This window comes from Streptomyces sp. NBC_01446, assembly GCF_026340095.1.
Taxonomy (GTDB): Bacteria; Actinomycetota; Actinomycetes; order Streptomycetales; family Streptomycetaceae; genus Streptomyces; species Streptomyces aureus.
Map to the genome: position 1 here is coordinate 1,158,823 of NZ_JAPEPO010000002.1, position 13,492 is coordinate 1,172,314.

At 71.9% G+C, this 13,492-nt stretch carries 10 protein-coding genes and 1 pseudogene; 2 read left to right on the forward strand and 9 right to left on the reverse strand.

All coding sequences use genetic code 11. From position 1 onward, the window contains the following. Positions 1–31 precede the first annotated feature (31 nt). Entirely contained in the window at positions 32–1,195 is a 1,164-nt protein-coding gene (locus OG456_RS43010) for an ADP-ribosylglycohydrolase family protein (RefSeq protein WP_266570517.1), read from the forward strand. On the opposite strand, the gene nhaA is transcribed toward OG456_RS43010, so the two are convergent. From nhaA to OG456_RS43035, 5 genes are all read right to left on the reverse strand, one after another. Beyond that, positions 1,189–3,087 carry a Na+/H+ antiporter NhaA gene (gene nhaA, locus OG456_RS43015; RefSeq protein ID WP_266570785.1) on the reverse strand — a complete coding sequence of 633 codons (1,899 nt, stop codon included), beginning with the start codon at positions 3,085–3,087 and terminating at the stop codon, positions 1,189–1,191. The genes OG456_RS43010 and nhaA overlap by 7 nt on opposite strands. A 165-nt stretch (positions 3,088–3,252) precedes the next feature. Next, entirely contained in the window at positions 3,253–3,630 is a 378-nt protein-coding gene (locus tag OG456_RS43020) for a hypothetical protein (RefSeq protein ID WP_266570518.1), read from the reverse strand. Between the two features lie 38 nt (positions 3,631–3,668). Beyond that, complete coding sequence (locus OG456_RS43025; RefSeq protein ID WP_266570519.1) at positions 3,669–4,346, reverse strand: TetR/AcrR family transcriptional regulator; 678 nt, start codon at positions 4,344–4,346, stop codon at positions 3,669–3,671. A 171-nt stretch (positions 4,347–4,517) separates the two neighbouring features. After that, positions 4,518–5,741 carry an acyl-CoA dehydrogenase family protein gene (locus OG456_RS43030; protein ID WP_266570520.1) on the reverse strand — a complete coding sequence of 408 codons (1,224 nt, stop codon included), beginning with the start codon at positions 5,739–5,741 and terminating at the stop codon, positions 4,518–4,520. A gap of 79 nt (positions 5,742–5,820) precedes the next feature. Then, positions 5,821–6,492, reverse strand: a complete 672-nt coding sequence (locus OG456_RS43035; RefSeq protein ID WP_266570521.1) for an HAD family phosphatase — start codon at positions 6,490–6,492, stop codon at positions 5,821–5,823. Positions 6,493–6,754: 262 nt separating this feature from the next. Here OG456_RS43035 and OG456_RS43040 point away from each other — a divergent pair. Then, positions 6,755–7,285 (forward strand): annotated as a pseudogene (locus OG456_RS43040) (hypothetical protein). Between the two features lie 29 nt (positions 7,286–7,314). Here the strand turns inward: OG456_RS43040 and OG456_RS43045 are convergent. From OG456_RS43045 to OG456_RS43060, 4 genes are all read right to left on the reverse strand, one after another. After that, complete coding sequence (locus tag OG456_RS43045; RefSeq protein WP_266570522.1) at positions 7,315–8,742, reverse strand: aminobutyraldehyde dehydrogenase; 1,428 nt, start codon at positions 8,740–8,742, stop codon at positions 7,315–7,317. After that, positions 8,735–10,408 (reverse strand): thiamine pyrophosphate-dependent enzyme, encoded by a 1,674-nt coding sequence (locus OG456_RS43050; RefSeq protein ID WP_266570523.1) that lies wholly within the window; start codon positions 10,406–10,408, stop codon positions 8,735–8,737. The genes OG456_RS43045 and OG456_RS43050 overlap by 8 nt, the downstream gene beginning before the upstream one ends. After that, positions 10,405–11,766: an MFS transporter gene (locus OG456_RS43055; protein WP_266570524.1), complete on the reverse strand. Its 1,362-nt coding sequence runs from the start codon at positions 11,764–11,766 to the stop codon at positions 10,405–10,407. The genes OG456_RS43050 and OG456_RS43055 overlap by 4 nt, the downstream gene beginning before the upstream one ends. 62 nt (positions 11,767–11,828) lie before the next feature. Next, positions 11,829–13,484 (reverse strand): amidohydrolase, encoded by a 1,656-nt coding sequence (locus OG456_RS43060; protein WP_266570525.1) that lies wholly within the window; start codon positions 13,482–13,484, stop codon positions 11,829–11,831. Between the last annotated feature and the right edge of the window lie 8 nt (positions 13,485–13,492).

The following is a 13,492-nucleotide window of genomic DNA, read 5'->3' on the forward strand; positions in this document are numbered from 1 at the left end:
ACGCCTTCGACCGACCACCATGGAGCTCACCGTGCACACCCGTTCCTGGGCCGATCTCGCCGTCCACCGCAGCCGCGTACGCGGTTGTCTCCTCGGCGGCGCGATCGGTGACGCGCTCGGGTACCCCGTCGAGTTCCTCTCCCTCGACGCCATCCGCGCCACGCACGGCACGGCCGGGGTCACCGGCCTGGTGGCCGACGCGGACGGTGTGACGGGCCGGGTCAGCGACGACACCCAGATGACCCTGTTCACCGCCGAGGGGCATCTACGGGGGTACTGCCGCACCCGGGACCGGGGCATCGGCGGCGCCGAGGCAGCCATCGTGCACGACGCGTACCTGCGGTGGCTGGAGACGCAGAACAACCCCGGGCCGCTGCCCGAGGAGGACCTGCGCCACCGCATCGGATGGCTGCGGCACGAGCCCTGGCTGTACGCGCGGCGCGCGCCCGGCAACGCCTGCCTGAGCGGCGTCGAAGCGGGAATCACCCCCGACCCGTACGGGAAGCCCACCGGTGAGCCGGGGCCGGTGAACCCGGAGTCCAAGGGCTGCGGCGCCGTGATGCGCTCCGCGCCCTTCGGTCTGACCGGCCTGGGCGCCCGCCGCTCGTTCGAACTCGCCGCCCAGTGCGCCCAGATCACGCACGGACACCCCACCGGCTATCTCGCCTCCGGTGCGTTCGCCGCCCTCATCAGCCACCTCGTGGACGGCGAGTCCCTGGAGGGAGCGGTGCTGCGGACCCTGCGGCTGCTCTCCGGCTACCGGGGCCACGAGGAGACCACGGCAGCGCTGATCCGGGCCGTCGTGCTCGCCGAGGAAGAGGGCGAGGCGACCCCCGAGAAGGTGGAGACGCTCGGCGCCGGCTGGGTCGCGGAGGAGGCCCTCGCCATCGGCGTGTACGCGGCGCTCGCCCGTACCCGGCCGCAGACCTTCTACGTCGGCAAGCAGGGCACGGTGTGCGACCCGAAGCCGCCGCGCACACCGATCGAGGCCGCGTTCCTGCTCTCGGTCAACCACTCGGGCGACAGCGACTCCACGGGCTCCGTGTGCGGCAACATCCTCGGCGCGCTGCACGGCGAGGTGCACCTGCCGCACCAGTGGCTGACCGAGATCGAGGGACGGACCGCCGTCGCCCGGCTCGGCGACGACATCGCGGCCGAGATCCGGCCCGGCGAGAAGCGTCCCTGGAACTACTGAGGGAGCCCGCGCCTGCCGGCCAGCGCGGCCCGCTCCTTGGCCGCCCGCACCGACGCCGACAGCCCTTCGATGTCGTACGCCCCGTGGTGGCGCCGTCCGTTGACGAAGAACGTGGGTGTTCCCGAGACACCGCTGAGGTCGGCCGACTCGACGTCCTCGGCGACCCGCCCGGCGCCGGTGTGCGCCCGCAGGTCCTTGTGGAACCGGTCGGTGTCCAGGCCGAGTTCACCCGCGTACTTGAGGAGGTCGGCGGCCCGCAGGGCGTCCTGGTGGGTGAACAGCAGGTCGTGCATCTCCCAGTACGCGCCCTGCTCCCCCGCCGCTTCGGCCGCCTCCGCGGCGAGCTGGGCGTGCGGGTGCACGTCGTTCAGGGGCAGGTGCCGCCACACGTAGCGGATGTCGCCCGAACCTGCGAGCAGTTCGCGGACGACGGGTTCGGCCTGGCCGCAGTAGGGGCACTCGAAGTCGCCGTACTCGACGACCGTCACGGGCGCGTGCCGTGGTCCGCGCACGTGGTCGCGGTCCGGGTCGACCGGCACGGCCAGGTCGACGATGCCCTCGGCCGTTCCGAGGAGGGCCCGCATCCGGGTGGGGCGGGGCAGGATTCCGATGACCCAGGAGACCAGCCAGGTCATCAGGAACGCGCCGACGACCGCGCTGAGGATGCCGACCTTCGCCTCGGCCAGTTGGCCGCCGTCGAACGCGAGGGTGGCGATGAGCAGGGCCACCGTGAATCCGACGCCTGCGATGGTTCCCCCGGCCGTTGTGGCGCCCCAGCCGACGGACGGGCGCAGCCGACCGCGGCTGAGCCGGGTCGTCAGCCAGGCCGCGCCGACGATGCCGAGCGGCTTGCCGAGGACGTAGCCGAAGAGGATGCCGAGGGTGATCGGCGAGGCGAACGCGCGGGCCAGTTCGCCGCCGCTGAGCTCGATGCCGGCGTTGGCGAGGGCGAACAGCGGCACGATCACATAGCTGGTCCACGGGTGGTAGAGGCGCTGCAGCCGCTCGTTGGGGGACAGGGCCGACGCGAGGCCCCGGCGGACCGACCGCTCCAGTTCGGGGGTCGGCTGCTCGCGGAAGAGCCGGAACAGGCCGCTCGCCCGCTCCAGTGCGGTACGGCTCGCCGGGTACGCGAAGGTCAGCAGCCCCATGGCCAGGCCGATCACGACCGGGTCCACCCCCGACTCCAGCAGCGCCACCCAGACCGCGACGGCCAGGAGCAAGTACACCCAGCCGCGCCGGGTGCCGGTGGCCCGTACCAGCAGGATCACGCCGAACAGGCCGAGTGCCACCAGCAGGGCGGCAACGTCGATGTCTCCGCTGTAGGCGACAGCGATGATGATCAGTGCCACGAAGTCGTCGACGACGGCCACGGTCAGGATGAAGATGCGCAGCCCGCCGGGCAGCCGGTTGCCGAGCAGAGCCAGCATGCCGAGGGCGAAGGCCGTGTCGGTCGACATCGCGGCGCCCCAGCCGTGGGCCGTGCTCTGCCCGGCGTTGATGGCCAGGTAGACGGCGACGGGGACCACCATGCCGCTGAGTCCCGCGACGAGGGGCAGCGTGACGCGCCGGCGTTCGCGGAGCTCCCCCATGTCGAACTCGCGTCGCGCCTCCAGGCCGACGACGAAGAAGAAGAACGCCATCAGGCCGCTGTTGACCCACTCCCGCAGGTCCAGAGACACCCCGGCGGACCCGATACGGACGGAGAAGTGTGTCCCCCAGAACTCCTCGTACGTGGCGGGCCCGATGTTCACCCACGCCAGTGCCGCGAGCGCGGCGACGAGCAGCACGGAGGCGCTGCCGGTCTCGGTGCGCAGGAAGTCGCGCAGCGGTGTGCGCAGCTCCTCGCCGCTCGTTGTCTGCCCGTCGAACCCCGAGCTCATCGGCGGCATTCCCGTCTCTCGATAGCCCGCGCGGACCATGGCCGGCGGCTGCTCGGGCGAGCGCCCGAGCGCGGTGAGACGGTAGTTGACGCACGGCGGCACGGACGAATCGACACGGCGTCCGCGTGCGCGTGCCCGCCCCGTGAGGCGGGCGCTCGATCAGACCGGGTGACCTCAGCCGAGGCCGACCGCGCAGCCGTGCAGGTTGCCGTGGTCCGGCAGCGTCACCCTCTTGATGTGCTTGCCTTCCGGCACGTCGTAGGGCTCGGTGGCGAAGACGTACGCGGCGGGCCCGGCGCCCCCGGACTGGTTGCGGTGATCGGTACGGGCCACGGCGGTGTTGCCGAGGACGGGGTCCGTCCCGCCGCCCGGCAGCGTCCAGTCGCCGAACGACAGATCCGCGGTGGCGGTGGAGCCGTCGGTGAACGTCACGGTGGCGCTGCCGCGCTGGTCGCCGTGCGTCGCCGGGCCCACGAACAGCAGCTTCCCTGCGTCCTTCGCCCGGTCCGTCAGGTCGATGGGCTGACCCGCGGCGGCGACGTTGTCGGGCATGGGCTGCCACAGCTCCCTCTGCCTGGGTTCCTGTCGCGCTACTCCGCGTTCCTGTCGAGCTTGAGGGCGTTGGCCCAGAGCGCGGTGGCCGTCTCGACCAGCTCGTCGAGCGTGTGGTCCTCACCGAGCCCGTACGCGTAGTAGGCCATGCGGCTCACCATGCCCGAGAGCGCCCGCGCCGCCATGAGGGGGTCGAGGTCACGGTCCGCGAGCCCGCGGTCCTGGAGGTCCTTGATGGCACGGGCGTTGCGGTCGGCGAACGCGCGGCTCCGGCGCCGCCGCACCTCCCGGAACCCGGAGTCGCCGGCCGCGACCTGGTCGAGGATCAGCATCAGCTTCGCGTTGCGCCTGTACGCCTCGAAGTAGGCCCGGTTGCTGGCCTCGATCACGCCGACGGGCGAGCTGTCCTCGGGGTCGAGGCGCGGCATGCCCGGGTGCAGCATGTCGTCCTGCGCGACTTCGAGCACGGCCTGGAAGATCTCCTCCTTGCCGGCGAAGTACGTGTAGAAGGTGCCGGTCGAGCAGGACGCCTCGGCGGTGATGTCGGTGAGGCGCGAGTCCAGATAGCCGTCCCGTTCGAACACGACGCGGGCCGCGGCCACGAGCGCGGCGCGGGTCCGGGCGCCGCGCGCGGTGGCGGGCGGTTCACGCAGGGCGGAGGTGTCCGCGAGCGAGGGGATGCCCTCCCCGTCGGGTGCGTGGCCGCGGGTGGTCATGTCGTGGGGCCTTCCTCTACTGGCTTCTGCTGCTCGCCGGTTCTGCCCGCCGGGCAGTGCGCACACCTGTGACCGGCCGTACGGGAGCGAGGCGATCTTTGCACACCCGCGTGCGCCGATCGCCTCCGTCCTCCCTCGGCCCGGCAGGGCCCCGCACCGGGGGCCGGGCGGTCAGCGGGTGCGGCCCCACTGCGGCTCCCGGCGGCGCAGTTCCCGCATGGCGATGGTGCGCTTGTGGACCTCGTCGGGGCCGTCGGCGAGGCGCAGGGTGCGCAGATGCGCGTACATGCTGGCGAGCGGGAAGTCGTCGGAGACGCCGCCCCCGCCGTGCACCTGGATGGCCCGGTCGACCACCTTGAGCGCGACCTCCGGTGCGGCCACCTTGATCGCGGCGATCTCGGTGCGCGCGTGCCGGTTCCCCACGGTGTCCATCAGGTACGCGGCCTTGAGGGTGAGGAGCCGGACCATGTCGATCTCGATGCGGGCCTCGGCGATCCAGTCCTGCACGTTGGCGCGGTTCGCAACGGGCTCGCCGAAGGTCGTACGCGCCTGGGCGCGGTCGATCATCAGGTCGAGGGCGCGCTCGGCCATGCCGACGGCGCGCATGCAGTGGTGGATGCGGCCGGGGCCGAGCCGGGCCTGGCTGATCATGAAGCCGTCGCCCTCTCCGGCGAGCAGCGCGGTGACCGGGACGCGGACGTTCTCGAAGACGACCTCGGCGTGCCCCTCGCGGTCCTTGTAGCCGAAGACGGGGAGGTTGCGCAGGACGGTGACGCCGGGGGTGTCGATCGGCACGACCATCATGCTCTGCTGACGGTGCGTCGCGGCTTCCGGCTCCGTCTTGCCCATCACGATGAGCACCTTGCAGTTCTTGTGCAGGGCGTTGGAGGTCCACCACTTGCGTCCGTTGAGGACGTAGTCGTCGCCGTCCCGCTCCATCCGGAGCTGGATGTTGGTGGCGTCGGAGCTCGCCACGGCGGGCTCGGTCATCGCGAAGGCGGAGGCTATCTCGCCGTCGAGGAGCGGCTTGAGCCAATTCTCCTTGTGCTCGTCGGTGCCGAAGAGCGTCAGCACCTCCATGTTGCCGGTGTCCGGCGCGTTGCAGTTGGTCGCCTCGGGGGCCAGGTGCGCGCTGCGGCCCATGATCTCGGCGAGCGGGGCGTACTCGAGGTTGGTGAGTCCGGGGCCCCACTCGGGGTGGGGGTGGAAGAGGTTCCACAGCCCGCGCTTCTTCGCGTCCGCCTTGAGTTCTTCGAGGATGGGCGGGTGGAAGTGCGGGTCGCCCGACTCCGCCATCTGCGCCTCGTAGACCGGCTCCGCCGGGTAGATCCGCTCGTCCATGAAGGCGAGCAGCTTCTCCTGGTACTCCTTGGCCCTGTCGGTCAGCTCGAACACGTGGTTCTCCTCACGGGGATGCATTTCAGGGACCGGCGCGGCAGCGCGGCGCGGCCGGCCGGCGGTAACGGGGGCCGTGCTACGCGTCTGCCTGTGCTGCCTGTGCTGCCTGTGTTTTCGCTGTCGTCACGTCCTGGTGCAGCAAGGCCCTCAACTCCGCGGCGGTCGTGGCCGCTTCGCGGTGGAGGATGCCTGCGAGGCCGGCGCGTCGTGCCGCGACGATGTTGTGTTCGAGGTCGTCGACCATGACGGTCTCGCCGGGCTCGGTGCCCAGGCGCTCGCATGCGATGGCGTACGCCCGCCGGGACGGTTTGCGTACGCCGATCTCGCCGGAGATGACCACGGCGTCGAACATGGACTCCAGGTCGAAGCCCGCGTAGCAGTCGTCGCCCAGGGAGTTGGAGAGCAGGCCCACGCGGTGGCCCGCGTTCCGCACTTCGGCGACGAGGTCGAGCATCGCCTGGTCGGGGCGCAGTCCGGTCTGCATCAGGGACAGGAGGCCCGGCCCCTGGATGTCTGCACCGTGCGCGCGCAGCCGCTCGGCGAAGCCGTCCTCGAACTCACGCTGGCCGAGCCGGCCTTCTTCGTGCTCGACGAGGAGGGCGCTGGAGCGCTCGTCCTTCGCGAGCAGCCGGAGCGGGAGCCGTGGATCCACGCCGAGCGTGGTGCCGAAGGCCTCGAATGCCTCGATCAGGCTGGTGGTCAGCACTCCCCCGAAGTCGAAGAGGGCGGCGCTGATTCGGGTACTCAAGAGACAGCCTCCTGGTCGCGGATTCGGCAGGCATGCGCAACGTACCTGAACCCGGACTCAACTTCAATGACACCCACCCCTACCGGGCCATCCCGGAACTCGGTAGAAACCGGCATATTCCACGCGTGTCGCTCCGGCCCACCCCCACCGGCCCCGGGCGAGAGTGGCCGGACAGCCGACCACTCACCCCTGGCTGCCGGCCCCCTCCACCCACTTCATCGCCCAGGCACAGCGCCCCACGGACGCCCCCGAGGACCCCGTCATGAACACCCGCCAGACCCTCCACCGTCGCGGCCGCACCCTGAGCCGTGGCGCCGCCCGGCCCAACGTGCTGTTCGGCGGCGTCTACGGAGCCGTCCTCGCCAGTTCCATGGTCGCCGCGCTCACCCAGTACGGGCGCTCGTCACGCGCGGACCGCTTGTACGACGCCAAGTGGCTCCTGATCACCGCGTTCGCCTCGGCCCTGGCGCACGGGTACGCGCACCTCATCGCCCGGCGCGGGGACGAGACCCACCACGGGGCGCTCGCCGCGGTGCGGGCGCTCGCCGAGGAGTGGCCGCTGCTCCTCGCCACCCTGCCGACGCTCGTGATGCTCTTCGGGGCGGGGCTCGGCTAGTGGAACTACTCGGGGATCGAGTACGTCGCCCTCGGCTTCAACGTCGCCCTGCTCTTCGGCTGGGGTCTGACGGCGGCGCGGGTCAGCGGCCTGACGTGGCCCCGGTCGCTGTTCCTCGGCCTGGGCGACGCACTGCTCGGCCTGATCGTCGTCGTGGCGAACGCACTGATCAAGTAGCAGGCCGAGCGCGGCAACGGCGGTGCGCGTCAGGGCGCGGCGTGCGCGGCCATGACGTGCTTGATCCGCGTGTAGTCGTCGAAGCCGTAGCGGCTCAGGTCGCGGCCGATGCCCGACTGCTTGTATCCGCCGTGGGGCATCTCGGCCAGGACCACCTGATGGCAGTTGAGCCAGACACAGCCGAAGTCCAGCTCGGCGCTCAGTCGCATGGCGCGCCCCAGATCGGCGGTCCAGACGCTGGACGCCAGGCCGAAGTCGACGCCGTTGGCCAGAGCGATGGCCTCTTCCTCGGTGTCGAAGGGCTGGACGGTGACGACGGGGCCGAAGATCTCACCCTGCACCACGTCGTCGTCCTGCCGGACGCCGGAGATGACGGTGGGCGGGAAGAAGTACCCAGGACGGTCGAGGCGCGTGCCCCCTGTCTCGACGTGCGCGTGCTCGGGGAGCGTCGCGATGACGGACTCGACGCGTGCTGCGTGGGCGACGCTGTTGAGAGGGCCGTAGAAGGCGTCCTCGTCCGGCGCACCGGTCGTCGTGCCGCGTGCGGCGTCGACGAGAGCCGTCAACAAGGCGTCGTGGGACTCGCGTTGGACCAGGATCCGGGTGACGGCGGTGCAGTCCTGGCCGCCGTTGAAGAAGGCGGCGTCGGCGAGGGCGCGGGCCGTGCGGACGGGGTCGACGTCGGCGAAGACGACGGCCGGGGCCTTGCCGCCCAGCTCCAGGTGGACGTTCTTGACCTCGCGGGAGGCCTCGGCCATGACCTCGGAGCCGGCCCGGGTGCTGCCGGTGATGGCCGCCATGTCGACGTCCGGGTGGGCGACGAGCGCGCGTCCGGTGTCCCGGTCACCGCACACGATGTTGACGACGCCCGGCGGGAGGACGCGCGCGGCGAGTTCGCCGAGCAGGACGGTCGACCAGGGGGTGGTGTCGGACGGCTTGAGAACCACCGTGTTGCCCGCGGCGAGCGCGGGGCCGAGCTTCCACACGGCCATCATCAGCGGATAGTTCCAGGGCGTGACCTGGGCGACGACGCCCACGGCCTCACGGCGGACGTACGAGGTGTGGCCCTCCGCGTACTCGCCGGCGGCGACGCCCTCCAGGACCCGGGCGGCGCCCGCGAAGAAGCGCAACTGGTCGGCGCCACGGCCGACTTCGAGGGTCCGGGTCGTCTCGCGCGGCTTGCCGGTGCTGCGCACCTCCGCGTCAACCAGCAGGTCCGCGTGCTCGGTGACCAGGTCGGCCAGGCGCAGGAGTGCCTCCTGCCTCTCGGCCGGGGTGCTCCGGCGCCAGGCGGGCAGGGCGCGCCGTGCGGCGGCCACGGCCGCGTCCACGTGCGGGGCGGACGAGCGGGGCGCGGTGCCGTAGACCTCTCCGGTGGCGGGGTCGGTCAGCTCCATGCGGTCGGCGACCTCGGCACTGCGGCCGTCGACGATGTTGTGCAGGGTCAGGTCAGACATGGCAGCTCTCCTTGCGCAGGGAGTCGACGGTGACGCCGGGGGCGAGGCGCCCGTCGGTCACCTTCAGCTCGATGAGGGCGGCCTTGCCGCTGTCGAGGGCCCGCTGGAGCGCGGGCCCGAACTCGTCCGTGACGGTGACGGTTTCGCCGTGGGCGCCGAAGGCACGGGCGTACGCGGCGAAGTCGGGGTTGCCGAGGCCGGTACCGCTGACCCGTCCCGGGTAGGCCTGCTCCTGGTGCTGGCGGATGGTGCCGTACGTGGCGTTGTTCAACACGATGATCAGCGGCTTGGCGCCCTCGGCCACGGCGGTGGCGAGCTCCTGACCGTTCATCAGGAAGCAGCCGTCGCCGGCGACGGAGACGACCCGGCGGTCCGGATCGTGGATCGCGGCGGCCACGGCGGCGGGTATGCCGTATCCCATGGAACCGTTGCGCGGGGCGAGTTGGCGTGTGCCGTCGTGGTAGGTGAGGAAGCGCTGCGCCCAGATGGCGTGGTTGCCGGCGCCGAAAGTGATGACGGCGTCCGCGGGGAGCCGGTCGTCGAGCGTGGCGAAGACGGTGGCCAGGTCGAGCGGATCGTCCTCCGGGACCGGGGTGCGGAACGCCAGATGGGCGGACCTGTCCTGCTTGGTCCGCACGGCCCACGGCAGGGGGGTGCCGGGGCGCAGGGTGCGTACCGCGTCGGCGAAGGCCTCGGGGGCGGCGAGCAGGGTGAGTTCGGCGGGGTACAGGGCGCCCGGCGGCTGTGGTTCGGGCAGCACCTGGACGAGCCGCGGTCCCGTGCCGTCGGTGGGGAGCAGCGTGAATCCGTCGGTCGCGACGTCACCCGGTGCGGTCCCGACGGCCAGCAGCAGGTCGGCCTCGCGCGCTCGCCGGGCGAGCGCGTCGTCGCGTCCGTAGCCGAGCGGGCCGACGTACACCTCGGACTCGTTGTCGATGAGGTCCTGGCAGCGGAAGTCCACGGCCACGGGAAGGGACCATGCCTCGGCCCAGTCCCGTACGGCGGCGCGGGCCTCCGGGGTCCAGCGGCCGCCGCCGAGGAAGAGGAGGGGGCGTTCGGTCGTCGTCAACAACCGTTCCATGTAAGCGAGTTCGTCCGGAGTCACGCCGCCGCCGGGGACGGGCAGCGGGGTGGCGTCGGCGACGCTGACGACGTCCGTGAGCATGTCCTCCGGCAGGCCCAGGACCACGGGTCCCGGCCGGCCGCTGGTCGCGACGGCGAAGGCGCGGGCGACGTACTCGGGGATGCGTGCGGCGTCGTCGATGGTCTCGACGAGCTTGGCGCTCGCGCCGAACGTGCCGCGCAGATCGAGCTCCTGGAAGGAGGCGCGGTCGGTGTGGCCGCGCGGCACCAGGCCGATGAAGAGGACCATCGGCGTGGCGTCCTGGTACGCGGTGTGCAGGGCGACCAGCGCGTTGGTGGCCCCTGGGCCCCGGGTCGTGAAGCAGACTCCGGGGCGCCCGGTGAGCTTTCCAAGGGCCTCCGCCATGTAGGCGGCGCCGCCTTCGTGGCGGCAGACGACCATGTGGACGGGGGCGTCGTGCAGGGCGTCGAGCGCGGCGAGGTAGCTCTCGCCGGGCACGCCGTAGACGGTCTCGACGCCGTGTGCGGACAGCTGGTCGATGAGGACCTGGCCGCCGGGACGGGCGGGGTGGTGCTGGGTCATGCGGTGGCCTTCTGAGGTGCGGAGGTGTTCTCGGACGGGGTGGCGGACCGGCTGCCGAGCAGTGGGCCGGCCAGGAAGGAGCCGGCCGCGGTGCAGGCGGCGATGAGGACGAGGAGGAGGGCGACACCCCAGGACGCGCCGTCGGTGACGCCGGTCAGCCAGGCGGCGAGCAGCGGGACGAAGCCGCCGAGGACACCGGAGAGGTTGTACGACATGGCGACGGCGCTGTAGCGGAAGGTGTCCGGGAACAGGTCCGTGACGACGGCGCCGATGGTGGCGTACGGGATGGAGATGACGGCGACGCCGAGCGTCACACCGAGGATGACGAGGGCGGTCCGGCCGGTGTCGACGAGCCAGAAGACGGGGAAGGCGACCAGGACGGACAGCACACCGCCGACGGCACACACCTTCCAGGGGCCGACGCGGTCGGCGATCCGGCCGCCGATGTAGATCACGACCATCTCGGCCACGGCGGCGAGGAGTGTGGCGTTGAGCATCACGGACTTGGCGATGCCGAGCTGTTCGGTGCCGTACGAGATCATGAAGGTGGTCAGCAGGAAGAAGCCGCCGATGCCGAGGAAGGCCGCGAGCACGCTGATGATCATGCGGCCCCAGGTCTTGCGGAAGGCCTCCACGAGGGGTGCGGGCGCGGGGCCGTTCTTCTCCGCGTCCTCGATCATGGCGCGGAAGACCGGGGACTCCTCGATGCGCAGGCGCAGGTAGAGCGCGAAGACGAGCAGGCCGAAGGCGGCGAGGAACGGGATGCGCCAGCCCCAGGCGTAGAAGGCGTCGTCGGGCAGCAGGCCGACGAGGGCGAAGGCGCCGCTGGAGAGCAACGTGCCTACGGGTGAGCCGAGTTGGGGCACCGCCGAATAGGTTCCGTGCTTCTCCTTCGGCGTGTGTTCCAGGGTGAGGAGCATCGCGCCGCTCCACTCCCCGCCGACCGAGATGCCCTGCACGAAGCGGAGTACGGCGAGCAGGACGGGGGCCCAGATGCCGATGGTGTCGTACGACGGCAGGAGGCCGATGCAGCCGGTCGCGACGCCCATCATGACGACGGTGATGATCAGCGCGGCCTTGCGTCCGTAGCGGTCGCCGATGTGGCCGAAGATCGCGGCGCCGATGGGCCGGGCCGCGAAGCCGACGGCGAAGGTCACGAAGGAGGCGATGGTCGCCGTCGTGGCGTCGAGCGAGGGGAAGAACAGCTTGTTGAAGACGAGCGCGGCCGCGGTGCCGTAGAGGAAGTAGTCGTACCACTCCAGGGCGGTGCCGATGAACGCGGCGGACAGGAGGCGCTTGATGTCGGCGGCGCCGGCGACGGTGCGGCCTGTTGGCGGCGTCGTGCTGTTGGAGCTCACGGAATCTCCCGGGGGACGGTGACCGCTGGGCGGTCGGGGGACGGTGGAGCGGGGAGGGTGCCTCAGGAGGAGGCGGTCAGGCCGAGCGGGTCGTGGGCGACGGTGCCGCCGACGGAGGTGGCCAGGATCCGGATCGCACCGATGCGGTCCGGCGAGACGAGGGTGGGGTCGGCGTCCAGAACGGTGAAGTCGGCGAGGTGTCCGGGACGGAGGACGCCCTTGCGGTCGCCGTAGCCGGTGGCGTGCGCGGAGCCGACGGTCCAGGCGCGCAGGGCGGCGAGTGCCGTGACGCTCTCGTCCGCGCCATAGGCCGCGCCGGTCTCGGTGAGGCGTTCCACCATGGACTGCATCGCGGGCAGCGGGGTGCCGGGGGCGACCGGCCGGTCGGAGCTGCCGGGCACGACGATGCCCAGGTCGAGCAGGGAACGCAGGCGGTACGACCACGGGGTGCGCTCCGGCCCGAGCGCAGCCGCCATGGCGTCTCCGAAGGCGTACAGGAAGTTGTGCTGCGGCACGGGCACGGCGCGCAGCTCGGCGAAGCGGGCCAGCTGATCGGGGCGTACGACGCCGGCGTGTTCGATCCGGTGCCGGACGTCGGGGCGTGAGTGGGTGCGTTGGGCGCGGGCGAAGGTGTCGAGTGCGAGGTCGACGGCCCGGTCTCCGATGGCGTGGGCCGCGACGGTCCAGCCGGCCCGGTGGGCGGCCACCACGGTGTCGGCCATGGCCTCGGGATCGCCCTGGAAGTATCCGGTGGCGGAGGTGTCGTGGGGGCAGCCGCAGAACGGTTCGGTGACGGCGGCGGTGCGGCCGAGCAGCGAGCCGTCGAGGAAGATCTTGACGGGGCCCAGCGAGAGCCGGTCGTCGCCGAAGCCGGTGCGCATGCCGAGGTCGAGGCCGAGGGTGATGGCGTCGTCGGCGTGAGCGGTGAGCGGGTGCAGCACGTCGGATGCGGCCATCACCTGGGCCCGGGTGTGCAACGCGCCGCTGTCGCGGGTGAGTTGGTAGGCGGCGAGCTCCACCGGGCTGTGCCCGATCCAGCCGCCGCCGATGCCGGCCTCGGTGAAGCTGGTGATGCCCTCGGCGAGGTAGTGCCGGGTGGCGGCGCCTATGGCGTCGGCGAGGGTGGCCACGGGGTAGGGCAGCACCTGGCGTTGCACGAGCTGCTGTGCGGTCTCTTCGAGGAGTCCGTTGGGCCGCCCGTCCGCGTCCCGGGCGACGACGCCGCCGGTGGGGTCGGCGAACCCGTCGGCGAGCGCGCCGGCCTTCTCCAGAACGGGTGAGTTGACGACGCAGGCGTGCCCGGAGGTGTGCTTGAGCCACACGAGGCGGCCGCCCGCCGCGCGGTCGAGGGCGTCGCGGTGCGGCTGGACGCCACCGAGTTTGTGGTGGTCGAGTCCGGCGCCGATCACCCACGCGTCCGGCGGCATTCCTTCGGCGTGGTCGGCGACGGCGGCGTACACCTCGTCCACCGACCGGGCCTTGGACAGGTCGAGCTGGGCGAGGGTGAGGCCGAACCACGCGGTGTGGCAGTGGGCGTCGTTGAAGCCGGGGACGAGGGTGGCGCCACCCGCGTCGAGGACGCGGCGCGCGGGCAGGTCTTCGACGTCGTCGTCGAGTCCCGCGATCCTGCCGTGCAGGACTCCCAGGGTGCGGGCGGTGGGCCGGTCGTCGTCGAGGGTGAGGATGCGCGCGTTGCGCACCAGCAGATCGAGGAGCATGGGGTGGG